Raw genomic sequence first — 23937 nt, 5'->3', positions numbered from 1 at the left:
CGACGGACGGTCAGCGCGCCGCCAGGACCCGGCTGCCCAGCAGCTCGAGGGCCCTGGCGGCGCTCTCGTTCGCGGACAGGCGGGCGACCCGTGCGGCGATGACCGTGTCGTCGACGTCGCTCAGGAGGACGTTCGCGTCCGGTTCGTGCAGGCGGCGGACGAGTGACGGGATGTCCTGCCGGGACGCGAGCCCGGCGGCGAGGGCGACGAGCTCCGCGCCGACCACCCGGACGTCGTCCTCCTCCGCACGCAGGTACCAGCTGCCGAGGGCGAGGACGGTGGCGCCGAGGACGGGGCGGTCGAACCGTTCCGGCAGCAGGCGGCCGAGCGCGACCGTCCGGGTCCGGATCAGGCGGGCCAGACGCCCGTGGACCTCGGAGGAGGTGGTGCCGTCGAGCACGGCCGCAGCGAGGGCGGCGGAGGCGACGAGCGCGAACCAGGGCGAGCGGCGGGACTCACCGCCGCTGAAGGCCCCGAGCGCGCGGCCGTAGAGCTCGGTGCCGCGTCGGCTGTCGCCCTGGGCGCGGGCGATCTCGGCGAGGCCGGCCCACACGATCGACTCGCGTTCGGGGATCGGTGTGAAGCCCGTCGACGGCGTCTCATCGGCGAGGAAGCGGTCGAGGACCGCGGTCGCCGACGCGTAGTCGCCCCGGCCGATGTCGCCGAGCGCGATGAGCCAGTCCAGCTGGCGGAGGTCGGCCTCGGCGCCGATCGCTTCGAGGCCGGTGGCCGCCAACCCGGCCCAGTGGAGGGCGGACTCGGATTCGGCGTTCTGGCTGTGCAACTGCGCCAGCATGTGCGCGCTCATCGCAGCTCCCCAGACGTCGCCGATCGACACGGAGAGCTCGTTCGCCCGGAGCGCGGCCACCTCTGCTGATGCCGGGTCGCCCTCGTTCTCGGCCATCTGCGCCGCGAGGAGGTTGCCGACGTTGGCGACCCGAGGGTCGGGTGAGGTCCGGAACGACTGCATGAGGTCCACCGACCGATCGGCGCGTCCGGCGGCGAGCATGAGCCCGACGAGCGCGTGCATCCGCGGGTGCTCCGTCCGATGCACGCGTTCGACGCGGCGGAGCGCCCCGATCGCGCGGGCCGACGTCCGGACGTCGGTGGTGAGGAAGGTCACCGCGATGATCGCGAACGCGACCGCCGGGGCGTCACCGGTCACCGAGCCGGCGTCCTGGCGTCGGAGGACGGCGAGGACCGGCTCACCGAACGCGAGCACCTCCTGATGGGCGCTCCGGAAGGTCCAGAACACCGCGAGCGCGGCGAACAGCGGGCCGACGACGTCTGCCCGGTCGTCGGCGAGGGCCTGTCGCAGGATGCTCACGAGGGTGTCCTGTTCGAGGGCGAGGATCGCGAAGGCGTCGAGTTGCTCGGCCCCGTGCATGCGCGGCTGCATCGCGTCGGCGAGGGCGATCGCCCACCGCCGCATGGCGTCCACGACCTCCGCCTCCTCGCCGGCGTCCTGCATCGCGATCATCCCGAACTCGCGCACCGTCTCGAGCATCCGGAATCGGAGCGACCCGGTCGCCGGGTCGTCCCGGACGGTCAGGAGCGATTGTCCGACGAGCGCGTCGAGGGCGTCGGCGACATCGTCGACCTCCGGGGCGACGGCGCCGGCCGCGTCGATGCCGAACCCGTCCGGGAATCGCGACGTGCGACGCAGGACCGTCCGCTCACGCTCACCGAGGAGGTTCCAACTCCACTCGATGACCGCGTGGAGGGTCTGGTGACGCTCGGGTGCGCTGCGGGAGCCGGTGGTCAGCAGGGCGAAACGGTTCCCGAGCCGTCGTTCCACCTCCTCCACGGACATGGAGCGGGTCCGTGCCGCCGCCAGCTCGATCGCGAGGGGGAGCCCGTCCAGAGCGGCGCACAGTCGTGCCGCGGTCTCGAGCGGGATGTGGACGCCCGGGCGGGCGGCGCGAGCTCGTTCGATGAACAGGCGCACCGCCGGGCCGACCTCGTCCGGGTCGTCACCGTCGGTGTGGGCGGCGCCGAGCGGTTCGAGCTGGTAGACGTGCTCGGCCGTGATCGACAGCGGGCTGCGGCTGGTCGCGAGGACGCGGAGGCCCGTCGTCCAGTCGAGGACGTCGGCGATCCACCGGGCCGCCGCGTCCACGAGGTGTTCGCAGTTGTCCATGACGAGCAGCGTGGGACGTTCGGACAGCCGCGCGACGATGCGCTCATGCAGGTCCACGGGCAGGGCGGCGAAGGCCTCGCCGAGGCGCCGGGAGCCGGTGACGTCCCGGATGCCGAGGGCGGTGGCCACCGCGAGCGGGAGGTCCTCCGCGTCCCGGATGCTGGCGAGCTCCACGAAGACGACACCCGGTGTGGATGCCGACGCGCGGCGGGCGACCTCCTGGGCCAGGCGGGTCTTGCCGAGTCCACCCGGGCCGAGGATCGTCGTCATCCGCACCTCGGCGACCAGCTCCCGGATCGCCTCGAGGTCCGTCTCCCGTCCGATGAGCTCGTTCGGCGGCGTGCGGAGCCCCAGGACGAGGCGGTCGGTGCGTTCCTGAGGTGGAGGCGGTGCTCCGTGGGCGGAGGCCGCGGTCGCCGGCTGATCGGCGCCCTCCTGCAGCAGGGAGGTGTGGGCGGCGACGAGGGCGTTCGCCGGATCCGTCCCGAGCTCGTCCCGCAGGTGGCGCCGGTGGTCAGAGAACAAGCGCATCGCATCGGCGCGTCGGCCGCACTGCGCGTAGGCGTTGAAGAGCATCAGGTGCGTCGCATCGTCGAGCGGTGCCGCTGCGGCGAGCGACTCCAGGTCGCTGATCACGGCGACACCCTCGCCCATGTCGATCCGGCTCTGCGCCCTGACCCGGCGCAGCTCGTCCTGCAGTCGCGCCCCACGGCCGGAGAGCTCCTCGGCGAGCGGTGGGTCGAGCTCGGCGCCGGGGTCACCGGTCCAGAGCTGCAAGGCCTCCTGCGAGAGCTGCGCGGCAGCGTGCGGGTCGCCGCCTCGCACCGCCGTCGACGCGGCGTCCGCGAGGGCGGAGGCGGCGCCGAGGTCGACGTCGTCCGCGCCGGCCGTGAGCCGGTAGCCGGCGGCCGACGACTCGATGAGTCCTGGCTCGGCGACGGCTCGCACCCGGGACACGAGGGTCTGCAGGGCCGCCTTCGCACCGACCGGCGGGGCGTCGTCCCAGAGCGCGTCGATGAGGGCCGTCGTCGACACGGACCGGCCCTCCGCGAGGGCGAGCGCGGCCACGAGGGCTTTGGCGCGGCGCCCACCCGGTTCGACCAGCCCGCCGGCACGACCCACGACGCGGACGGGACCGAGCACGGTCACTCGAGGCGTGGACGCGGGCACCTGTCGAGCATACCCAGCGGGTGGGACGGCTACCGCAGGGTCTTGCGGGCGGTGATCTGCCCGGTGTCGAAGCCCAGCAGGTGCAGGCCGCCGTGGAAGCGGGCGTGCTCCACCTTGATGCAGCGGTCCATCACGACGTTCAGACCCTTCGACTCGCCGTACTCGGCTGCCTCCTGGTTCCAGATGCCGAGCTGGACCCAGACGGTGGGGGCGCCGACGGCGACGACCTCGTCGATGACCTGCGGGATGTCGCTCGCCTTCCGGAACACGTCGACGATGTCGGGGACCTCGGGGAGCGACGCGAGGTCGGGGTACGCGGGCTGCCCGAGGATCTCGGTCGCGTTCGGGTTGACGAAGTAGATGCGGAAGTCGCTCGACTGCTGCAGGTAGGTGCCCACGAAGTACGAGGAGCGCGCGGGGTTGGGGGAGGCGCCGACGATGGCGACGGACTTCGCTTCACGGAGCAGCTTGAGGCGGGCCTTGGCGTCCGGTCCGACCCAGGTGCGCTGGGATCGCAGGAGCTTCGCGAGGGGTGAGCTCGCCGGCAGCGAGCAGGTGAGCCCGTTGGTGAGTCGGACGGTCTCCGTCGCGTCCTGCCCGGTCACTGTCTCGTCCTGCCCGGTCACTGTCTTGCCCTGCCCGGTCACTGAGCTTGTCGAAGTGCTCATGCCGTTACTCCTTCACCGCGGCCGCGAGGGCCTGGTCGAGGTCGTAGATGATGTCGTCCGGGTCCTCGATGCCGACGCTCAGTCGGACGATGCCGGGCAGCACGCCTGCATCGACGAGCTGCTGGTCGGAGAGCTGGGCGTGCGTGGTCGACGCCGGGTGGATGATGAGCGTCTTCGCGTCGCCGATGTTCGCCAGGTGGCTCGCGAGGTCGACGGACTCGATGAGTTTCTGACCGACCTGGCGACCACCCTTCACCTCGAAGCTGAAGACGGAGCCCGGCCCCTTCGGTAGGTACTTGTTCGCCCGCTCGTGGTGCGGGTGGGCGGGGAGTCCGGCCCAGTTGACGGCGGCGATGCGCGGGTCGGCGTCCAACCATTCGGCCACGATCCGCGCGTTGTCGACATGCGCCTGGATGCGGAACGGCAGCGTCTCGACGCCCTGCGCGAGCAGGAAGGCCGAGTGCGGCGCGAGCGCCGGGCCGATGTCGCGCAACTGCTCCGCACGGAGGCGGGTGAGGAAGGCGTACTCGCCGAAGTTCCCCGACCACTGCAGCCCGCCGTAACTCGGCACCGGCTGCCCGAAGAGCGGGAACTTGTCGGAGTCCCAGTCGAACCGGCCGCTCTCGACGACGACGCCACCGAGCGTCGTGCCGTGTCCGCCGAGGAACTTGGTCGCGGAGTGCGTGACGATGTCGGCACCCCACTCGATCGGACGGTTGAGGTAGGGCGTGGCGATCGTGGAGTCGATGATGAGCGGGATGCCGTGGGCGTGGGCGACGTCGGCCAGACCCTCGATGTCGGCGATCTCGCCGGACGGGTTCGCGACCGTCTCGGCGAAGACGAGCTTGGTGTTCTCCTGGATCGCGGCGGCGTAGTCGGCCGCGTCGGAGGACTGCACGAACGTGGTCTCGATGCCGAAGCGTCGCAGGGTGACGTCGAGCTGCGTGATCGACCCGCCGTAGAGGTTGGCCGAGGCGACGATGTGGTCGCCCTGCCCGGCGAGCGAGGCGAAGGTGATGTACTGCGCGGCGAGACCGGAGGCCGTCGCGACGGCACCGAGACCGCCTTCGAGGCTCGCGATGCGCTCCTCGAAGCTCGCGACCGTCGGGTTCGCGAGACGGGAGTAGATGTTGCCGTACTTCTGCAGGGCGAAGCGCGCGGCGGCGTCGGCGGTGTCGTCGAAGACGAAGGCGCTCGACTGGTAGATGGGCAGCGCGCGGGCGCCGGTCACCTGGTCGGGGATGTTGCCCGCGTGGATCGCACGCGTGCGGAAGCCATACTCACGATCTGCCATGCGTTCACGCTACCCGAGCGCCACGCGGGGCTCGGCCCTGCTGCAACAGAAGGACGCATTGCTCCCGACCGTCCATCACCGTGCCCAGCGCCTGCCCAGGCCGGACGCGTATCGTGACGGGCACAGCCCCGATGGGGTTGCCGGACGAGGGCGCAGTACCCGGAACGCGACAAGACTGACCACTGAGGAGTGATCGTCATGTCATGGATCGTGCTCATCGCATCGGGTGTCCTGGAGGCCGTCTGGGCCACCGCGCTCGGCAAGTCCGAGGGCTTCACCAAGCTCTGGCCCACCGTCACCTTCGGCGTGGCGCTCGTCCTCAGCATGGCGGGCCTGGCCTGGGCCATGCGCGACATCCAGGTCGGCACCGCCTACGCCGTGTGGGTCGGGATCGGTGCCGCGCTTACCGTCGGCTACGCCATGGTCTTCGGCGGTGAGGAACTGTCCGTCGTCAAGGTGCTGCTCATCCTCGGGCTCATCGGTTGCGTCATCGGCCTCAAGCTCGTGGGCGGGGAGCACTAGCCCGAGCAGCTCGGCGAGCCGCAGGGCGTCAGGACAGGTGCACTGCTCCGAGCGCCAGGACGGCGATGAGGAGCCACGACCCGAGGCCGACGACGAGCGCCCGCCACCCGGTGGTGATGAGCGTCCGCACCCGGATCGCCGCGCCGAGCGCGAACAGCGCCATCGCGAGCAGCGCGGTCTGCGCGGCGTCCGCGACGTCGAGGACGACCTCGGGCACCGGCAGGAGCGTGCGGACGAGCACGGCCGCGATGAAGCCGGCGACGAACAGCGGGACGATCGGCGGTCGAGCGGTGGCGGTCCCGTCCGCGCCCCCGCCGGCTCCGGCCGACACGGTCTGGAGTCGGCGGCGTTCGATCGTCGCGGCGGCGGCGACCATGGGCGCGAGCAGGACGACGCGCGTGAGCTTGACGACCACGGCGACGGCGAGCGCGCTCGTCCCCGCGATCTGCGCGGTCGCGACCACCTGGCCGACGTCGTGCACGCTCGCACCCACCCAGTGGCCGAACTGCTCGTCGGTCAGGCCGAGCGGTCCGCGGAGCGCGGGGAGGACGAAGATCGCGAGCGTGCCGCAGAGGGTGACGAGCGCGATCGGGGTGGCCTGTTCCTCGTCCTTCGCCTTCACGACCCCGCTCATCGCACCGATCGCCGAGGCACCGCAGATGGAGAAGCCGGTCGCGATGAGCAACGGTTCCGGGCCGGTGAGGCCGATCGCCTTGCCGAGCCACAGGGTGGTGAAGAAGGTGATGACGACGATGGCCACGGTGGTCGCCAGGGTCACCCAGCCGAGTCCGGCGATGTCGACGAGGCTGAGCTTCAGCCCCAGCAGCACGATCCCGATCCGCATGAGCCGCTTCGCGCTGAGTCCGAGTCCCGGCTTGAGCACGCCGCTCGCGAGCCGCTGGAAGGCCGGCAACTGGCCCGTGACCATCCCGAGCAGGACGCTCGCGGTGAGGAGTGGCACGACCGGCACGAGGGTGTGCAACCCGAGGGCGAGCAGTGCCGCGGCACCGGCGACGAGCACGCCGGGGATGGCCTTCACCACCGACCGCCCGTCAGACCCACGACGGCAACCAGGCGTGGAGGTGCCAGAACCAGTACGGGACGGTGATCGCGGTCCAGAGCGGGTACCAGAAGATGCTCAGGAGCGTGGTGATCGTCAGGAACACGCCGATCACCCCGACACCGGCGACCCGGCGTTCCTCCGGATCATCACGGGACCCGAGGATCTTCCCGACCGCGAAGACGAGCGCGAGGATCAGGTACGGCTCGAACACGATCGTGTAGAACTGGAACACCGTGCGGTTCAAGTACAGCAGCCACGGGAGGTAGCCCGCCGCGACGCCGAGCACGATGAGCCCCACCTGCCATTCGCGGTAGCGGACCAGACGGTAGACGCAGTAGCCGAGAGCGACGGCTGCTCCCCACCAGATGAGCGGGTTGCCGATCGAGGTGATGGCCGAGGAGCAGGCGTCCCAGGCGCAGCCGTCGGTCCCCATCGCGGGGGACTGGTAGTACATGCTGGTCGGCCGGATCATGAGCAACCAGCCGAGCGGGTTCGCCGCGTACGGGTGCGGTGTGCTCAACCCGACGTGGAAGCCGTACGCGCTCTGGTGGTAGTGGACGAGGCTCTGGAACCAGTGGGGGACCCAGGCGAAGGTGCCGGTCCACCCGTTGCCGACGGCGTTCGCCCATTGCCGGTCGTAGCCGCCCGAGGTGAGGATCCACCCCGACCAGCTCGCGAGGTACACCACCGCGGCGACCGGGACCATCGTCAGGAAGGAGACGGGACCCTGCTTGAGGACCGCGGCGCTCGCCCAGAGGCTGAGCCCGAGGCGGCGGCGGAGCAGGAGGTCGGCGACGATGACGTACAGGCCGAACGCGGCGAGGAAGTACAGGCCGTTCCACTTGACGGCCGTCGCCGCACCGAACGCGATCCCGGCGGCGAGCAGCCAGGGGCGCCACCAGAGCACGGGACCCCAGGCCGGTTCCGCGCCACCGGAACGGCTCGAGGCGAGCTTGGCGGCGAGTCGGGACGCATGCCAGGAGCGGTCGAGCAGGATCGCACCGAACCCCGCCAGCACGAACAGCATCACGAAGTTGTCGAGCAGGGAGACCCGCGCCATCACGATCGCGTGACCGTCGATCGCGAACAGGAACCCGGCGAGGACCGCGAGGATCGACGAGGTGAACAGGCGCTTCGCGATCAGGATCACGAGGAGCACCGCCAGGGTGCCGGCGATGACGGTGGAGATCCGCCACCCGGTGCTGTCGTCGATGCCGAAGACGGCGATGCCGAGGGCGATCAGCCACTTGCCGAGGGGCGGGTGGACGACGTACGACGGGTTCGTGCTCGGGTCACCGGCGTCGCCGTTGGCGAAGCCCTCGTCCGCCCCGTCCGGCCAGGTGCTCTCGTACCCGTTCAGCCACAACGACCACGAGTCCTTCACATAGAACGTCTCGTCGAAGACGAGCGAGTGCGGGTGGCCGAGGTTCCAGAACCGGAGGACGAAGGCGAGGAGGGTGACGGCTGCGGGGCCGCCCCAGATCCACAGCTTCCGGCGGCGCTCGGTGCGGAGCATCCGCTCCCACCAACGGTCGAGGCGCGATCCCGTCACGGGGGGTTCCAGGAGATCGACCGACACCGTCTCATCTAACCACCCGGCCGGTGGGAGACTGGTCCGGTGATCATCCTCGGCGCGACCCCCATCGGCAACCTCGGCGACGCGTCGCCCCGACTCCGCGAGGCGTTGGCCACCGCGGAGGTCATCGTCGCCGAAGACACCCGGACGGCGATCCACCTCCTGCGGGCGCTCGGCGTGGAGTCGCGCCCCCGACTCATCGCCATGCACGACCACAACGAGCGGGAGCGTGCCGCCGAGATCGTCGAGCTCGCCCGCGAGACCGACGTGCTCGTCCTGAGCGACGCCGGCATGCCGACCGTGTCCGATCCCGGGTTCCACCTCGTGGACGCGGCCGCCACGGCGGACGTCCAGGTCACAGCGATCCCCGGACCGTCCGCGGTCGTCACGGCGCTCGCCGTCTCCGGGCTCGCGACGGACCGGTTCACCTTCGAGGGCTTCCTGCCGCGGAAGCCGGGCGACCGTCGGAGCGCCCTCCGCGCCCTCGCGACGGAACCACGCACGATGGTGTTCTTCGAATCGCCCAACCGCCTGGCCTCCTCGCTCGAGGACGTCGCGGCGGTCCTCGGCGGCGACCGCCGGGTCGCCGTCTGTCGGGAGCTCACGAAGCTGTTCGAAGAGGTCAAGCGCGGAACGGCCGCCGAGCTCGCCGTCTGGGCCTCGGGCGGGGTGAAGGGCGAGATCTGCGTCGTCATCGCCGGTGCCGAGGCCGTCGAGGCCGATCCCGACACCGCGCTCGAGCAGGTGCTCGCTCTCGTGGCCGCAGGTATGCGCCTGAAGGACGCCTCGAACGAGGTCGCCGAGGCCACGGGCCTGTCGAAGCGCGACCTCTACCAGGCGGCCCTGGCTGCACGCCCGCCGAAGACGGCACCGGGCTCGGAGCGGCGCCCCACGTCGTAACAGGCACGAGCGCGGTGCCCGCTCGTCCTAGGATTGACCCCATGGCCGACGGCACCTCGTTCTACATCACCACGCCCATCTTCTACGTCAACGATGCTCCGCACATCGGGCACGCGTACACGGAGGTGGCCGCCGACGTCCTCGCGCGCTGGCACCGTCAGGCCGGCGATCGCACCTGGTTCCTCACCGGGACGGATGAGCACGGCCAGAAGATCCTGCGCACGGCGACCGCGAACGGCGTGACGCCGAAGGAGTGGGCGGACCGCCTCGTCAGCGAGTCCTGGTACCCGCTGCTCGACACGATCGACATCTCGAACGACGACTTCATCCGCACGACCGACGAGCGCCACGAGCAGAACGTCCAGCTCTTCCTGCAGCGTCTGTACGACGCCGGGTACATCTACACGGGCGAGTTCGAGGGCTACTACTGCGTCGGGTGCGAGGAGTACAAGCAGGAGAGCGACCTCGTCCAGGGCACCGGCGAGTACGTCGGCCAGCTCGTCTGCGCGATCCACTCCAAGCCCGTCGAGCTGCTGCAGGAGAGCAACTACTTCTTCCGCATGAGTGACTTCGCCGAGCGACTGCTCGCCCTCTACGAGGAGCGACCGGAGTTCGTGCAGCCGGAATCGGCACGCAACGAGGTCATCCAGTTCGTCCGCCAGGGCCTGAAGGACCTCTCCATCTCACGCTCCACCTTCGACTGGGGCATCAAGGTCCCGTGGGACGAGAGCCACGTCGTCTACGTGTGGTTCGACGCCCTGCTCAACTACATCACCGCAGCCGGCTACGGCTCCGACGAGGAGGCGTTCGCCGAGCGCTGGCCGGCCACGCAGATCGTCGGCAAGGACATCCTGCGGTTCCACGCCGTCATCTGGCCGGCCATGCTCATGGCCGCCGGACTCGAGGTGCCGAAGCGTGTCTTCGGTCACGGTTGGTTGCTCGTCGGCGGTGAGAAGATGTCGAAGTCGAAGCTCACCGGGATCGCCCCGAGCGAGATCACCGACACCTTCGGCTCCGACGCGTTCCGCTACTACTTCATGCGCGCCATCGCCTTCGGCCAGGACGGCTCCTTCAGCTGGGAGGACCTCTCGGCGCGCTACCAGGCCGAACTCGCGAACGGCTTCGGCAACCTGGCCTCGCGCGTGCTGGCGATGGTCACCCGCTACTTCGAGGGTGTCGTGCCGCCGAGCGGCCCCGCCGAGCCTGCCGACGTCGCGATCCAGCAGACGGTCGCCCGCGCCGCTACGGACGCCGACGCCGCCATCGAGCGACTCGCCATCCAGGACGCGCTCGCCGCCATCTGGCGGATCGTCGACGAGCTGAACGGCTACATCACCGAGCAGGAGCCGTGGGCGCTCGCGAAGGACGAGGCCAAGCGCGAACGCCTCGGCACCGTCCTCGCCACGGCGGTCGAAGGGCTCCGCGCCCTGTCGGTCCTGCTGCACCCCTTCGTCCCGAAGGCGACCACCAAGCTCTGGACCGCACTCGGGGTCGAGGACGCCCTGGGTCAGCTCGGCGCGCAGCGCATCAGCGAGGTCGGCACCTGGGCTCAGGTCCCCGCCGGCACCACGGTGGCCGGGCTCGAGCCGCTCTTCCCGCGGATCGAGGCCGTCGCGGAATGAGCGGGGCCGTCGCACCGGATCCAGCCGCCACTCCGCATCTGCGGCAGCGGGAGGCGGGGGAGCGCAAGCAGTTGAGCTACCCGGAGAGCCCCGAGCCGCTGCCGGTGGCCGTGTACGACAACCACACGCACCTCGAGCACGCCGACGGCGAAGCGCCGCTGACGCCGACCGAGCACCTCGACCGCGCGCTCGCCGTCGGTGTCCGCGGGATCGTGCAGGTCGGCACCGACGTCGAGACCTCGCGCTGGTCGGCGGCGCTCGCGGCAAGCGACCCGCGCGTCCTCGCGGCCGTGGCGATCCACCCGAACGACGCTCCGGACCTCGACCGCGCGGGAACGCTCGACGACGCGCTGGCCGAGATCGACCGCCTGGCGGCCCAGCCCCGCGTCCGGGCCGTCGGCGAGACCGGCCTCGACTTCTTCCGCACCGAGGACGATGGCCGAGCCGCGCAGTTCGCCTCCTTCGAGGCGCACATCGCGATCGCGAAGCGGCACGGCATCGCCCTGCAGATCCACGACCGCGACGCCCACGACGAGGTCGTCGAGACCCTGTTGCGCGTCGGGGCTCCGGAGCGCACCGTCTTCCACTGCTTCTCCGGGGGCCGCGAACTCGCAGCGCTCTGTGCCGAGCACGGCTGGTACGCCTCGTTCGCAGGCACCGTGACGTTCAAGAACGCCGCCCCGTTGCGCGAGGCGCTCGAGGTCATGCCCCGCGAGCTCGTCATGGTCGAGACCGACGCGCCGTACCTCACACCGGCGCCGTTCCGCGGTCGGCCCAACGCCCCCTATCTGCTGCCCCACACGGTCCGTGGCATGGCCGCGCACCTCGGTGCAGACCTCGAGGGGTTCGCGACGCAGCTCGCCACGAACACGGAGCGGGTCTACGGCCCCTGGTCCGACTGACCGTTGGGCGGCCTGGAGCCGCGCCGCGATCGGGGCCACCGGCGATCGGGGATACTGGGGGGATGACCGCTTCCGTCGCACTGCTCGGCCCCGCCGAGATCCGAGACCTCGCCACCCTGCTCGACGTGACGCCGACGAAGAAGCTCGGTCAGAACTTCGTCATCGACGCGAACACCGTCCGCAAGATCGTCTCGGTCGCCCATGTCGCGCCGGGCGACGTGGTGGTCGAGATCGGTCCGGGACTCGGATCGCTCACGCTGGGCCTCCTCGAAGCCGACGCGAGTGTCGTCGCCGTCGAGATCGACGGTCGCCTCGCGAAGCAGCTCCCGATCACGGTGGGGGAGATGGCGCCGGGCATGATCGACCGGCTGTCGGTCGTCCACGAGGACGCCCTCCGCATCGAGGAACTGCCAGCGTCGCCGAACCGGCTCGTCGCCAACCTGCCGTACAACATCTCCGTGCCGGTCCTGCTGCACTTCCTCGAACACTTCACCTCGCTCACCGCCGGCGTGGTCATGGTGCAGGCGGAGGTCGGGTACCGACTGGCCGCGGTCCCCGGGAGCAAGGTCTACGGCGCGCCGAGCGCGAAGGCCGCCTGGTACGGGGCGTGGCGCATCGCCGGACAGGTCAGCCGCCAGGTGTTCTGGCCGATCCCGAACGTGGACTCCGTGCTGGTGGGCTTCGAACGACGGAGCGACGTGATCGGCACCGAGCAGGAGCGGGTCGAGACCTTCGCGCTCATCGACGCCGCCTTCCAGCAGCGCCGGAAGATGCTCCGCCAGGCGCTCGGCAACGTCCTCGGCAGCTCGCAGGCGGCCACGGAGCGCATGGAGGCCGCCGGGGTCAAGCCGACCGCGCGCGGTGAGGAACTCACCGTCCACGACTTCCTGTCGATCGTCCGCGCAGGGCGATAGCGTTGGTGCATGACCGCTGATGCTCGTTTCCCGCTGAACGTCCCCGACATCCACCGCCCGTACGCCGCGGCGGACGACCGCTACGCGCGGAACGACTACCGCCAGGTGGGTACCTCCGGGCTCTTCCTGCCCCCGATCTCGCTCGGCCTCTGGTACAACTTCGGCGACAACCGGCCGTTCGACGGACAACGTGCCCTCCTCCGGCACGCGTTCGACCACGGCATCACCCACTTCGACCTCGCGAACAACTACGGGCCGCCCTACGGCTCGGCGGAGACGAACTTCGGCCGCATGATGCGCGAGGACTTCGGCCCGTACCGCAACGAGCTCATCATCTCCTCGAAGGCCGGATACGACTTCTGGCCAGGCCCGTACGGCAACTTCGGTTCGAAGAAGTACTTGACCGCGAGCCTCGACGAGTCCCTGGAGCGTATGGGCCTCGACTACGTCGACATCTTCTACTCCCACCGGGTCGACGAGGTGACGCCCATCGAGGAGACGGTCGGTGCGCTCGACGCGATCGTGCGCTCGGGGAAGGCGCTGTACGTCGGCATCTCGTCGTACTCGGCCGAACGGACCGCGGCCGCGCACGCCGTCGCCCGTGAGCTGGGGACCCCCCTCGTGATCCACCAGCCGTCGTACTCGATCCTCAACCGCTGGGTGGAGGACGGACTCACCGAGGTGCTCACCGAGACCGGGCTGGGCGCGATCGCCTTCGTGCCGCTCGCGCAGGGCCTCCTCACCGACAAGTACCTCGGGGACGGCCCGGCGGAGCGCGCCACGAACCGTCCGTCACTGCCGGACCGTCAGGTCAGCGAGGAGATGGCGACACGGTTGCGGTCCCTCAACGACATCGCGACCGAGCGTGGCCAGACGCTCGCGCAGATGTCCCTCGCCTGGGTGCTGAACAACCCGGCGATCACCTCCGCGGTCATCGGCGCCTCCCGGCCGGAGCAGCTCGACGAGAACCTCGCCGCGCTCGACGGGCCGGCGTTCACGACCGAGGAGCTCGAGGAGATCGACCGGCTCGCCGAGGGCGCGGACGTCAACATCTGGGCGGACTCCTCGGACAAGTAGGGCGGTCCGGGGCGGTTCCCGGATCGACTAACTTGGAACAATGACCACCGAGGCCATCCTCAAGCACGTGCACGTGCGCGCACCGGGGAAGATCAATGTCTTCTTGAAGGTCGGCGACGTGATGGACGACGGCTACCACGACGTCGCGACCGCCTACCAGGCGATCTCCCTGTACGAGGACGTGCACGCGTACCCGGCCGATGACTTCAGCGTCTCGTTCTCGGGGTCCGTCGACGTCTCCGGGGTGCCGACCGACACGAGCAACCTGGCCATCCGCGCCGCGAAGGCGCTCGCGAGGCGGACGGGGTTCCGTGGCGGCGTGCGCCTCGAGATCGAGAAGCACGTCCCGGTCGCCGGGGGGATGGGCGGTGGCTCGGCGGACGCCGCAGCCACCCTGCTCGCCTGCGACGCCCTCTGGGGCACCGAGCGCAGCCGGGACGAGCTCCTGGCCCTGGCCGCGCGTCTCGGCGCTGACGTGCCGTTCGCGTTGCTCGGCGGGACGGCCGTCGGCACCGGTCGCGGCGACCAGCTGAGCAGCGCGCTCGCCAAGGGGCAGTTCGAGTGGGTCCTCGCGCTCGCCGACTTCGGGATGTCGACGCCGCTGGTCTACCAGGAGCTCGACGCGCACCGCGCCCGCCACATCCTCGACATCTCGCCGTCCGGTCGCCAGCCGACCGTCGACGCGGCGGTGCTCCAGGCGCTTCGGGCCGGCGATGCCCACCTGCTCGGCGACGTCCTCTACAACGACCTGCAGGCCGCCGCGTTGCAACTGCGGCCCGTGCTCGGCGAGGTCCTCGAGTTCGGTGATTCGCAGGGTGCGCTCGGCAGCCTCGTGTCGGGCTCCGGTCCCACCATCGCCTTCCTCGCCGCGGACACCGACGACGCCCTGGAACTGCAGGTCACGCTCGCCTCGTCCGGGCTGAAGACCATCCGGGCACACGGGCCGGTCCACGGCGCCCGCATCGTCTCGCAGAGCTGAGGCATACCTCCGCGGACGACGGAACCCCGGTCGGTGATCCGACCGGGGTTCCGTCGTACGGGCTCAGGCCGCGACGCCTCGCACGCGGAGGGAGTTCTCGATGATCGTGAGCCCCTCCATGCCGGGCAGCTTCGCGATGTGACCGTCGATGCGGCGCACCTCCGCCAGACCGTCCTCGTCGCCGAACAGGTGCCCCATGACGTGGGTGACCTCGGAGTCGGGCATGACGCCGGAGCCCACAGGGCCCCACACCTTGCGGAGCAGGAAGCGGGTGAGGCGGCGGGCGCTCTTCGACGACTCGAGGCGGGCCCTGGCCTGGCTCGCGTAGAACGCCACGTGGCGGGTCTCCTGCTTCGCGATGCGCTTGAGGAGCACGGAGAGCACGGGGTGCCGCTCCAGCTGCGCGAGGCGGGTGTACGCGGCCGTGGCGGACCACTCGTTGGCCGCACCCCAGCTCATGTGCACGGCGATGAAGTCGGTGCCGACGAGGTTGCCGAGGATCGACTGCTTGATCGGGTCGAGGCGGTCCTTCCAGCCGAGCTTCAGACGCGTCGCCTTGAGCTCGTCGAAGTCGACGGTGATGTCGTGGGCGGCCAGGACGGCGGCGAGTGCCTCACCGTGCCAGAACTCCTCACGGTTCCACATCGTCATGAACGCGCCGACCTCGTCGTCCTCGTGGGACGGCGTCATGAGCATGTCGCGGAGGTAGCAGACCGTGTGGTACTCGATGTCGCACATGTACCGCAGGCTGCGGAGGGTGGAAGCGGGGAGCGGATTCGTCTTGAACTCGTCGAAGTCGAGGTCGCTCCAGTTCACCGAGACGCTCGTCTCGGTGAACTTGTCGATGTCAAACGCCATGTGCGTTGGGGCGGTCGGGGATCGTGTCCTCGGCCGTCCGCTCTCCTCTCGGCTGTGCGGGGCGCGGTGCGCGGGTCAGTTCGTCTTCGGAGCGGACGCCCCCGGTGGTTCGTGCCCATTCTCGCACCGTCCACCGGCCGGCCTGCGCCAGCTGGTAGAGGGTGTGGTCGGGGTTCACGGCGACGGGATTGCCGACCAGCTGGAGCCAGGCGGCGTCGGCGTGGGAGTCGCCGTACCCGTAGGAGTGGGCGAGGTCCATCCCGTGCTGCTCCGCATACTGCGTGAGCCAGGCGCCGCGGGCCTCGTCGACGAGCGGCGGGCTGTCGAGGTACCCCGTGAGGCGACCGTTCTCGGCGTGCATCGCACCGGCGACGACCTCGTCGAAGAATGGTGCGAGGGGAGCGGCCATGAGGTCGATCGTGCCCGTCACGAGGATCGTCCGGTGACCGGCGGCGCGGTGCGCGGCGATCTGTTCGAGCGCCTGGGGGAGCAGTCGCGAGCGGACCGCCTTGCCGAACCCGCCTCGGACGAGCTGCTCGAGCTGCGCCACGTCGACGCCCTCGTAGCGACGCATGAAGGTGCGGATGAATTCGCCGCGATCGCGGAGCTCGGCACCGATGTAGCCGGGCATCGACGCGCCGAGCGCGGCGATCTCGATGGGCCACCGCGAGCGCGAGGTCGCGGCGAGCCGCAACCACAGGTACTGCTCGATGAGGTTCCAGGCGAGCACCGTGCCCTCGAGGTCGAACACCGCGAGGACGTCGTCCCGCACGGGGAGGATCTTCTGCTGCTTCGCCGCGCCGGCCTTGCGGTTCGCGAACGCGCGGGTCAGCGTGGTGACGGCCGGGAAGTGGATCCGCTGGAAGTAGTCGTCCCAGTCGATCGTCGTGACGTCGAAGCCGCGGTCCGCCTGCTGCTCAGGGGTGAGCGAGGCGTGGAGCTCGCGGGTGCGACGGTCGTCGAACACGATCTCGCTCTGGACGTACGAGCGGTAGAGCCCCGTGAAGTCGCGGAGCGACCCGAGGTCGCTCGACGCCTTGCGGATGCGGTCCTGCCAGCCGCGGGTCCGTGCGTTGGCCGGGAGGTGCGACACGATCCGCGCCGCGGCGCTCGTCGCCTTCTGCCGGCGGTCGATGGAGCGCTCGATGGCGCGGCCGCCGGGGAAGTTCCAGGTCGGCACGCTGATGTCGCCGGCGTCGGCGGGGATCGGGTGCTCCGTGAAGTAGCTGTGCACGTTCGCGTACATCTTGTGGAACGGCAGCGGGTTGCTCGCGCCGGAGCTCACCTGGAAGTAGCGCGGGGCGGCGGGCTCCGGAGGGGTCTCGGCCGCGGCGAGGATGGCGTTCACGACGAAGTCGACGGGGATGATGTCGAGGACGCTGTCCGGCAGGCCGGGGAAGTCGGGCAACTGGCCTCGGCCGTAGGCGATGATCAGCGGATCCGCCACCTTGTAGCCGTCGATCCAGCCGGGGAACGGGTGCGCGAGGGCGCTCTCGATGATGGAGGGGCGGACGAAGGACAGTCGGTTGCCGGTGCCGGCCCAACGCTCCTCGGCGACGCGTTCCGCCATTGCCTTCGTGAAGGTGTAGACGTCCGTCCAGCCGAGGCTCTCCGCCCTGGCACGACCGTGGGCGACGAGCCGGGCGTCGACCCAGGCGATCCGTGCGGCCTCCGCGGCGGTCGAGACCGCCTGCGGGCCGGCCTTGCCGTGATCCCGGCGAGCGGTCTGCATGAGCTTCCGCAGGACCTCGGGCCGGCGGGAGGACTCCTCGGCGCGGACCCGGGCGGAGCGTGCCGCCTCGGCCTCGGCCCGCCAGTCCACGTCGTGCACGAGGCTCCGCTCCGGCTGGATGCCCTTGCGGGTCCCACCGACGTAGGCCGTGGACACGTGGACGACGTGCGGGGTCGCGCCGCTCTTGGCGAGCGCCGCGTAGAGGGTGGTCGCGCCCCCGACGTTCGTGGCGAAGGCCTCGTCGATCGGCGGGTCGAAGGAGACGGTGGACGCGCTGTGGATCACGACGTCGAGGTCGGACGGGAGCGCCATCTCGTCGAGTCCGCCCTCGATGACGTTCACCCGCTCGGCGACGATGGCCGAGGCCGCCTCGGCACCGACGCGCTCGCGCCAGGCCTTGAACACCGGCTTCCGGAGGAGGGTCTGCAGTCGATCGCTCCCGCGGACGGACCCCTTCTTGCGGATCAGCAGACTGACCCGGGTGGTGGGGTGGTCGGCCAGCAGGCGCTCGAGCACGGCCTGCCCGAGGAAGCCGGTGCCGCCCGTGACGAGGACGTGGGCGCCGTCGAGGGCGCTGGGCGAGACGGACGGTGCCGTGCTCGCGGTCGGCTCCGGCTGCGGAGCCTCGTCGGGGGTGGTGGCGTCGGTCATCGGTTCTCCTCGGTGCTTCCGTGGCGTCCACGGTGGGCGAGCTTGGCGGCGAGATGGAGGCCCGACTGACCGGGGAGCGCGTCGATGGCCGCGTCGATCCCGATCACCGCCGGGTCGCTCCAGGTGGCGGTACTGCGGAACACGAGTGCGGCGAACCGAGCGGTCTGCCGGGCACCCGTCACGTCGGATCCGGTCGGCCAGACGGCGGAGCGGATGCGGCGGCGGGTGATGCCCTGCGCGCGGGGCGACGCGGCGAGCCGGTCGCCGGCCTGGGCGCTGAAGAACTCCAGGTGGCGTGCCTTGGTCTCGAGGATCTCGTCGATGAGGCGGTCGAGGCCGGGGTGGGCGGCGCGCTCGCGGACGGCCCGGTAGGCCGCAGCGGTGATGAGGTCGTCGATCGTCCCGATCGTCATGTGCCACGCGATGATGTCCTCACCGAGGACGTTCGCGATGAGGGCCTGACCGATCGGGGTGAACCGGTCGCTCACACCCCTGAGGGTGCGGCGGAGCCCGGTCGCGCGGACCTTGACCCGCGGTGTGCCGTTCGCCTTGAGCACCGTGTCGATGGTGTCGGTGATCCAGTACTTCTCGTACGCCCAGGTGATGAGGAACGCGGTCACCCTGGCGTCCTTGTGGGTCGGCGTCACGAGCACACCGCGCAGGTACTGCATCGTCGCGCGCTCGATGTCGGAGAGGGCCCGGAGCAGCGCGACCGTCTCGGGGGAGAGTGGCGTGGAGGAGAAGTCCTCCGCCTCGATCTCCTTGCGACGACTACCGACCGCCGAGGTGGCGTAGTCGCGGACGCTGAACCCGTGGGCGGGGCGCAGCATGGCGCTCTCCTGCTCGACGTCGTCGAGGGCGGCGGGTGCTGCTGGGCGCGGCGATTCCCGGTTCACCATGGCGTCTCCGTTCCGTGACGATCCGACCTCATCACTGTAGCTTGCAACGATACGCAACGCGTAGCGTATTCTGATCCACATGGCTACAGCTCTCGTCACCGGTGGGACCTCCGGCATCGGTGCCGCGTTCGCCACGGCGCTCGCCGGGCGGGGCTTCGACCTGGTGCTCGTGGCCCGCGATGCACAGCGTCTGGAGGCGTCGGCCGAACGGCTCAGCGCGACCGGACGCACGGTCGAGGTGATCTCCGCCGACCTCTCCGACCGCGCCGACGTCGCACGACTCGCCGCCCGCATCGAGGACGCCGCAGCGCCGATCGACGTCGTCGTCAACAACGCCGGCTTCGGGGTGCACGCGCGGCTGACGGATCCCGACACGAGCGAGCTCGACAACGCGATCGAGGTCATGTGCCGCAGTGTCGCCGTGCTCTCGGGCGCCGCAGCCCGAGCCATGCGGGAACGCGGCGGCGGCACCATCCTCAACGTGTCGAGCACCGCCGGGTTCATCACCACGGGCGGGTACTCGGCGGTCAAGGCATTCGTCACGACCTACACCGAGGCGCTCGCGGTCGAACTCGCCGGCACCGGCGTGCACGTCACGGCACTCTGCCCGGGCTGGGTCCGCACCGAGTTCCACGACCGCGCCGGCATCAGCACCCGTTCGATCCCGTCCGGTCTCTGGGTCGACGTCGACCGACTCGTCGACGACGCCCTCCGCGACGCCGGTCGTGGCGTCGTCGTGTCGATCCCGAGCCTCCGATTCAAATCGCTCATGGCCCTCGTCAAGTTCGCGCCCCGATCCTCGATCCGGTGGATCTCGGGCCGGATGTCGTCGAGTCGTCGTGCCGCGAACGCCGCCCAGTCAGGAGCCCACCGATGACCGCAGAGCCGCGGTTCACCTCATCCCTGCACGCGAACGCGCGCTTTGTCGCCCAGCGCCTCCTCCTGAAGCCGCTCGTCTGGTCGTTGACTCGCGTCCGCGTCACAGGCCGCGAGCGTCTCACCGGGGTGGACGGTCCGTTCATCGTCGTCGCGAACCACCAGTCCCACCTCGACGCGCCGCTCGTCGTCGGTGCCATGCCACGACGACTCTCGCGCTTCCTCGCCGCGGGTGTCGCGGCCGACTACTTCTTCGACGTCCCCGCCCGCCGACTGTTCGCGGCCCTGTTCTTCAACGCCTTCCCGGTCGACCGTTCGGGCGACCGCAAGCGGGCCGGTGTGTCGAGGGAGCTGCTCGAGAGCGGCGTCCCGATCCTCATCTTCCCCGAGGGCGGCAGGTCCCGGACGGGAGAGCTCGGCCGGTTCAAGCCCGGCGCCGCGGCCCTCGCGACCCGTCAGGGCATCCCCTGCCTCCCGGTCGCCGTGCTCGGCACCCACGCCGCGATGCCCAAGGGCCGGAACTGGCCCGTCCCCGGACGGCCGCCCGTCAGCGTCGTCTTCGGGCGACCGATCCACCCGCAACCGAACGAGACGCCCGTCCAGCTCATGGACCGCGTCGTCGCCGAGATCGTGGCCCTGCGTGCCTCGGTCGAGCCGGAAGCACACCTGTCGATCGACACACCACGAAAGGAAGCCGGATGACGTCTGTGGAGCACATGAAGTGGTGGGGCTGGGGTGTCGAGGGTGTCGCCTTCGAGCACAGCAACAAGCCGGACTTCGCGCCGTTCGTGAAGCAGGCCGTCGGCCTCGACCTGAGGAAGCCGGCGCAGTCGCACCTCAGCTTCGACGAGCTCACCGTCCCGGCCTCGCGCGCGACCGAGGAGTTCATCGCCGAGCTCTCGCTGCTCGTCGGGCAGGGCCACGTCACGGCCGACGACGAGGAACGTGTCGTCCACACCTACGGCAAGAGCATCCGCGACCTGCTCCGGATCCGTGCGAACGACCTTCCGCGGACGCCCGACCTCGTCGTGTACCCGGCCGATGAGGCCGAGGTCGCGTCCGTGGTCGCGGCGGCCGTCGCCGCGGACGCCGTCATCATCCCGTTCGGCGGCGGAACCAACATCGCCGGCTCGCTCGACCCGCAGCCGACGGAGGAGCGGGTCATCATCTCCCTCGACCTCGGCCGCCTCGACCGCGTGCTGTCGATCGACGAGGGCTCCGGCCTCGCCACCATCCAGGCGGGTGCGCAGGGGCCGTCGATCGAGGAACAGCTCGGCGCCAAGGGCTGGACGATGGGCCACTTCCCCGACAGCTTCACGCACTCGACCCTCGGCGGTTGGGTGGCGACGCGCTCCTCGGGCATGCAGTCCGACAAGTACGGCGACATCGCCGACATCACCAAGGGCCTGCGCATGGTCCGGCCGAACGGGATCGTCGCGATCCGTCCGGTTCCGAGCGCCTCCACCGGACCGAGCGTCCGCGAGATGATCATCGGCAGCGAGGGCCGCCTCGGCATCATCACCGAGGTCACGGTGCAGGTCCACCGCACGCCGGCGGTCCGCGAGGTCCTCGGCTACTTCTTCCCCACCTGGGAGGCCGGACTCGCCGCGATGCACGAGATCGCGGAGAGCGACGCCAGCCCGTCCGTCACGCGCGTGTCGAACGCCCGGGAGAGCGGCTTCTCGCTCGCGACCCGCAAGGCCAGCACCGGCGTCTCGGCGCAGGTGACCAAGGGCCTCATGAAGGTCCTCACGGCCCGCGGCTGGGACCTGGAGCAGCTGTGCCTCTCCTTCATCGGCTACGAGGGCAGCGCCTCGCACGTCCGGTACGAGAAGGGCCTCGTCGGCTCGATCGTCCGGAAGCACGGCGGCATGGGCGTCGGCAAGGGCCCCGGTGCCCTGTACGACCAGAAGAAGTTCGACACCCCCTACCTCCGCGACTTCCTGCTCGACCGTGGCGCGGCGGCAGACGTCTCGGAGACGGCCGCACCGTGGTCGCGGTTGCAGGAGGTCTACGACGCCGCGAACGACGCCGCCAACGCCGCCTACGACAAGCTCGGCGTGCACGGCTGGATCATGTGCCACCTCTCGCACTCGTACCACTCGGGTGCCTGCCTGTACTTCACCTTCGCGTTCATCACGGGCGACGACCCCATCGGTGAGTACGAGCAGGTCAAGTCGGCCATCCAGCAGGCCTTCGTCGACCACGGCGGGACCCTGTCGCACCACCACGCGGTCGGTGTCGAGCACGCTCCGTGGATGGAACAGGACATCTCGAGCGAGGGCGTCGCGATCATGCGTGGCCTCTTCGAGAGCGCCGACCCGGGATCGAACTTCAACCCCGGCAAGATCCTCGCCGACTGAGCTCGGTCCGGGACCGCGCTCCGGTCCCTGAGCCGCCTCCGGTCCCTGAGCCGCCTCCGGTCCCTGAGCCTGTCGAAGGGCGGCTCAGGACCCGAGGCGGGTGGAACGCGAGGTCGTCACCGGCAGGCGCACGAGCAGTGCGCCGGCGTCGACGGTCACGCGTGCCGCGGCCACCAGGCCGATGCCGTCGCCGTCGGCCTGGAACGCCGCGGGTGGTGACACCGTGACGTCCAGCCGTTCCGCCCGCAGGTAGCGGACCGCGCCGCCCGCGGAACCGGCCGTCTCGACGGCGCTCGGCCGCGGGCGTGGCCGCGCGAGCTTCGACCTCGTCAACCGGGCGACGGGGTTGTTCGCGCGATGCAGCCAGCGGGTCACCCGGACCCCGTCCCATCCCTCGAGCGAGCGCACCATGAGGACGTCGAGGACGCCGTCGTCGATCAATGCGTCGGGCAGGACGTCGAGTCCGGCCGAGACGGTCCCGCAGTTCCCGACGAACATCGTGTGGGTCCGCGCGCTGCGCATCGATCCGCCGTCGACCTTCCAGGACAAGCGCGGCCGGTCCCGACGGAAGAGTCCCCGGACGATCGGGCCGACGTAGGCGACCCAGCCGAACCGGCGCTTGAGGACGGGATCGGCGTAGGCGACCATGTCGGCGTCCACCCCGAAGCCGGTCATCACGAGGAACGGGGTGCTCCGCTGGACGCCGTCGACGCGTCGGTACTCGATCGACCCGACGTCGATGCGGCGTTCCTCCCCGGTGAAGGCCGCTCGGACGGCTGCGGCCGTGTCGATGGGGATGCCCGCGTTCCGCGCGAAGAGGTTCGCCGTGCCGAGCGGGACCACGGCGAACGGTGTCCGCGTGTGACGCATGGCTCCGGCGACCTCGCGGACGGTCCCGTCGCCGCCCGCTGCGATCACGAGTGCGGCGCCACCGTCGAGGGCCTCGGCGACCTGTTCGACGGCGGCGGACCGCTCGCGGGTCGGGATCCAGGTCGTCGGGCCCCAGCCGGCGTCGTCCGCGGCGTCGTCGACGAGGCGGCGGAGACGCTCGAGCTGGACGCGCGTCGGGTTGTAGACGACCGCGGCGTGCGGTCTGGCGCTGCGAGGGTTCATGCCGCGAGTGCCGGCCAGAGCACGGAGAGGACCTGGTCCGCCCAGTCGTCGTCCATGTCGGCGCCGCGGACGAGTTGACCGAGGACGGCGCCGAGCAGGAGGGTCGCGACGAGCCGGCCGTCGAGACCGGGCTTGAGATCTCCTGTGGAGATCCGCTCGTCGACGAGGTTCGACAGGGCACGAGCACGGTTGCGGGTGAGGTCCCGGAGCAGGGTGGAGAACTCGGGATCGTCCTGGAGCAGGATCGACGCGATCGTGCCACGGCCGACCACGTCCTCGATCATCGCGCGCGCTTCGTGGAGCAGCCAGGTGAACGTCTCGTACGTCGGCAGGTCCTCGGGGATCTCGACCGGGGTCTCCATGGCGCGGGCGACGGCCGCCGTGAGCAGTTCGGAGCGGTTGCGGTACCGCCGGTAGATCGTCGTCTTGGCGACACCGGTGGTCTCGGCGACCGCCTCGATGTTGACGGCGACCGAGCCGCGCGAGCGCATGAGGTCGAGGGCTGCGTCGAGGATGCGGTCGCTCATCTGCTGCGCTCGGGAGACGCGTCGGGAGACCGGCACCGACCAACCTCCTCCGCGCGAGAGCCGATTCCGGGTGGATCGGTCGATTGCGCTA

General features: G+C 70.6%; 20 protein-coding genes and 1 riboswitch. Of the genes, 10 read left to right on the top strand and 10 right to left on the bottom strand.

Annotated elements, in window-relative coordinates:
• Positions 1–10: 10 nt before the first annotated feature.
• The 3 genes from ASF68_RS04895 to ASF68_RS04885 form a co-directional block, all read right to left on the bottom strand.
• Positions 11–3310: a BTAD domain-containing putative transcriptional regulator gene (locus ASF68_RS04895; RefSeq protein WP_082498488.1), complete on the bottom strand. Its 3300-nt coding sequence runs from the start codon at positions 3308–3310 to the stop codon at positions 11–13.
• Between the two features lie 29 nt (positions 3311–3339).
• Entirely contained in the window at positions 3340–3858 is a 519-nt protein-coding gene (locus tag ASF68_RS04890) for a CoA-binding protein (protein ID WP_056011393.1), read from the bottom strand.
• Between the two features lie 124 nt (positions 3859–3982).
• Positions 3983–5272, bottom strand: a complete 1290-nt coding sequence (locus tag ASF68_RS04885; RefSeq protein WP_056007552.1) for an O-acetylhomoserine aminocarboxypropyltransferase/cysteine synthase family protein — start codon at positions 5270–5272, stop codon at positions 3983–3985.
• A 120-nt stretch (positions 5273–5392) separates the two neighbouring features.
• Positions 5393–5456, top strand: a riboswitch (guanidine-III (ykkC-III) riboswitch).
• A gap of 14 nt (positions 5457–5470) precedes the next feature.
• Here ASF68_RS04885 and ASF68_RS04880 point away from each other — a divergent pair.
• Positions 5471–5794: a multidrug efflux SMR transporter gene (locus ASF68_RS04880; protein ID WP_056011390.1), complete on the top strand. Its 324-nt coding sequence runs from the start codon at positions 5471–5473 to the stop codon at positions 5792–5794.
• Positions 5795–5822: 28 nt separating this feature from the next.
• Here the strand turns inward: ASF68_RS04880 and ASF68_RS04875 are convergent, their stop codons facing one another.
• Entirely contained in the window at positions 5823–6836 is a 1014-nt protein-coding gene (locus tag ASF68_RS04875) for a YeiH family protein (RefSeq protein WP_056007549.1), read from the bottom strand.
• A gap of 10 nt (positions 6837–6846) precedes the next feature.
• Complete coding sequence (locus tag ASF68_RS04870; protein ID WP_235526755.1) at positions 6847–8409, bottom strand: dolichyl-phosphate-mannose--protein mannosyltransferase; 1563 nt, start codon at positions 8407–8409, stop codon at positions 6847–6849.
• A 66-nt stretch (positions 8410–8475) separates the two neighbouring features.
• Here ASF68_RS04870 and rsmI point away from each other — a divergent pair, with 66 nt between their 5' ends.
• The 6 genes from rsmI (at position 8476) to ASF68_RS04840 (ending at position 14827) form a co-directional block, all read left to right on the top strand.
• Positions 8476–9333: a 16S rRNA (cytidine(1402)-2'-O)-methyltransferase gene (rsmI, locus tag ASF68_RS04865; protein ID WP_056007544.1), complete on the top strand. Its 858-nt coding sequence runs from the start codon at positions 8476–8478 to the stop codon at positions 9331–9333.
• Positions 9334–9374: 41 nt separating this feature from the next.
• Positions 9375–10955, top strand: a complete 1581-nt coding sequence (gene metG, locus ASF68_RS04860; RefSeq protein WP_056007542.1) for a methionine--tRNA ligase — start codon at positions 9375–9377, stop codon at positions 10953–10955.
• Entirely contained in the window at positions 10952–11857 is a 906-nt protein-coding gene (locus ASF68_RS04855; protein WP_056007539.1) for a TatD family hydrolase, read from the top strand. The genes metG and ASF68_RS04855 overlap by 4 nt, the downstream gene beginning before the upstream one ends.
• Before the next feature lie 62 nt (positions 11858–11919).
• Positions 11920–12771: a 16S rRNA (adenine(1518)-N(6)/adenine(1519)-N(6))-dimethyltransferase RsmA gene (rsmA, locus tag ASF68_RS04850; protein WP_056007536.1), complete on the top strand. Its 852-nt coding sequence runs from the start codon at positions 11920–11922 to the stop codon at positions 12769–12771.
• 9 nt (positions 12772–12780) lie between these two features.
• A complete protein-coding gene (mgrA, locus tag ASF68_RS04845) occupies positions 12781–13848 on the top strand; it encodes an L-glyceraldehyde 3-phosphate reductase (RefSeq protein ID WP_056007533.1) in 1068 nt (355 codons plus the stop codon).
• A 40-nt stretch (positions 13849–13888) separates the two neighbouring features.
• Entirely contained in the window at positions 13889–14827 is a 939-nt protein-coding gene (locus ASF68_RS04840) for a 4-(cytidine 5'-diphospho)-2-C-methyl-D-erythritol kinase (RefSeq protein ID WP_056007530.1), read from the top strand.
• Between the two features lie 63 nt (positions 14828–14890).
• On the opposite strand, the gene ASF68_RS04835 is transcribed toward ASF68_RS04840, so the two are convergent.
• Genes ASF68_RS04835 through ASF68_RS04825 form a run of 3 tightly spaced genes read right to left on the bottom strand, consistent with a single transcriptional unit; the run spans position 14891 to position 18967 of the window.
• Complete coding sequence (locus ASF68_RS04835) at positions 14891–15685, bottom strand: hypothetical protein (protein WP_056007527.1); 795 nt, start codon at positions 15683–15685, stop codon at positions 14891–14893.
• On the bottom strand, positions 15675–18068 hold the full coding sequence (locus tag ASF68_RS04830) for an SDR family oxidoreductase (RefSeq protein ID WP_056007524.1): 2394 nt from the start codon (positions 18066–18068) through the stop codon (positions 15675–15677). Before ASF68_RS04830 ends, ASF68_RS04835 begins: the two co-directional genes overlap by 11 nt.
• The gene (locus ASF68_RS04825) at positions 18065–18967 is read right to left on the bottom strand and encodes a hypothetical protein (RefSeq protein WP_056007521.1); all 903 of its coding nucleotides are present in this window, start codon (positions 18965–18967) and stop codon (positions 18065–18067) included. The genes ASF68_RS04830 and ASF68_RS04825 overlap by 4 nt, the downstream gene beginning before the upstream one ends.
• A gap of 79 nt (positions 18968–19046) precedes the next feature.
• Here ASF68_RS04825 and ASF68_RS04820 point away from each other — a divergent pair, with 79 nt between their 5' ends.
• Genes ASF68_RS04820 through ASF68_RS04810 form a run of 3 tightly spaced genes read left to right on the top strand, consistent with a single transcriptional unit; the run spans position 19047 to position 22206 of the window.
• Positions 19047–19844: an SDR family oxidoreductase gene (locus tag ASF68_RS04820; RefSeq protein ID WP_056007519.1), complete on the top strand. Its 798-nt coding sequence runs from the start codon at positions 19047–19049 to the stop codon at positions 19842–19844.
• Complete coding sequence (locus ASF68_RS04815) at positions 19841–20545, top strand: 1-acyl-sn-glycerol-3-phosphate acyltransferase (RefSeq protein ID WP_056007516.1); 705 nt, start codon at positions 19841–19843, stop codon at positions 20543–20545. The genes ASF68_RS04820 and ASF68_RS04815 overlap by 4 nt, the downstream gene beginning before the upstream one ends.
• Positions 20542–22206, top strand: coding sequence for an FAD-binding oxidoreductase (locus ASF68_RS04810; protein ID WP_056007513.1), 1665 nt, complete (start codon positions 20542–20544; stop codon positions 22204–22206). Before ASF68_RS04815 ends, ASF68_RS04810 begins: the two co-directional genes overlap by 4 nt.
• Before the next feature lie 84 nt (positions 22207–22290).
• Here the strand turns inward: ASF68_RS04810 and ASF68_RS04805 are convergent, their stop codons facing one another.
• Positions 22291–23319 (bottom strand): diacylglycerol kinase family protein, encoded by a 1029-nt coding sequence (locus ASF68_RS04805; RefSeq protein ID WP_056007511.1) that lies wholly within the window; start codon positions 23317–23319, stop codon positions 22291–22293.
• A complete protein-coding gene (locus ASF68_RS04800; RefSeq protein ID WP_056007508.1) occupies positions 23316–23882 on the bottom strand; it encodes a TetR/AcrR family transcriptional regulator in 567 nt (188 codons plus the stop codon). The genes ASF68_RS04805 and ASF68_RS04800 overlap by 4 nt, the downstream gene beginning before the upstream one ends.
• Positions 23883–23937 lie beyond the last annotated feature (55 nt).

The organism is Plantibacter sp. Leaf314 (assembly GCF_001423185.1).
Taxonomy (GTDB): Bacteria; Actinomycetota; Actinomycetes; order Actinomycetales; family Microbacteriaceae; genus Plantibacter.
Note: the sequence above shows the minus strand (reverse complement) of the source record. Positions and strands in the feature narration are given on the sequence as shown.

Bases quoted from the DNA above. Each gene is read 5' to 3' on its own strand.
- ASF68_RS04885 (WP_056007552.1), bottom strand. From the start codon at position 5,272: ATGGCAGATCGTGAGTATGGCTTCCGCACGCGTGCGATCCACGCGGGC.
- ASF68_RS04880 (WP_056011390.1), top strand. From the start codon at position 5,471: ATGTCATGGATCGTGCTCATCGCATCGGGTGTCCTGGAGGCCGTCTGG.
- metG (WP_056007542.1), top strand. From the start codon at position 9,375: ATGGCCGACGGCACCTCGTTCTACATCACCACGCCCATCTTCTACGTC.
- ASF68_RS04855 (WP_056007539.1), top strand. From the start codon at position 10,952: ATGAGCGGGGCCGTCGCACCGGATCCAGCCGCCACTCCGCATCTGCGG.
- rsmA (WP_056007536.1), top strand. From the start codon at position 11,920: ATGACCGCTTCCGTCGCACTGCTCGGCCCCGCCGAGATCCGAGACCTC.
- mgrA (WP_056007533.1), top strand. From the start codon at position 12,781: ATGACCGCTGATGCTCGTTTCCCGCTGAACGTCCCCGACATCCACCGC.
- ASF68_RS04840 (WP_056007530.1), top strand. From the start codon at position 13,889: ATGACCACCGAGGCCATCCTCAAGCACGTGCACGTGCGCGCACCGGGG.
- ASF68_RS04835 (WP_056007527.1), bottom strand. From the start codon at position 15,685: ATGGCGTTTGACATCGACAAGTTCACCGAGACGAGCGTCTCGGTGAAC.
- ASF68_RS04830 (WP_056007524.1), bottom strand. From the start codon at position 18,068: ATGACCGACGCCACCACCCCCGACGAGGCTCCGCAGCCGGAGCCGACC.
- ASF68_RS04825 (WP_056007521.1), bottom strand. From the start codon at position 18,967: ATGGTGAACCGGGAATCGCCGCGCCCAGCAGCACCCGCCGCCCTCGAC.
- ASF68_RS04820 (WP_056007519.1), top strand. From the start codon at position 19,047: ATGGCTACAGCTCTCGTCACCGGTGGGACCTCCGGCATCGGTGCCGCG.
- ASF68_RS04815 (WP_056007516.1), top strand. From the start codon at position 19,841: ATGACCGCAGAGCCGCGGTTCACCTCATCCCTGCACGCGAACGCGCGC.
- ASF68_RS04810 (WP_056007513.1), top strand. From the start codon at position 20,542: ATGACGTCTGTGGAGCACATGAAGTGGTGGGGCTGGGGTGTCGAGGGT.
- ASF68_RS04805 (WP_056007511.1), bottom strand. From the start codon at position 23,319: ATGAACCCTCGCAGCGCCAGACCGCACGCCGCGGTCGTCTACAACCCG.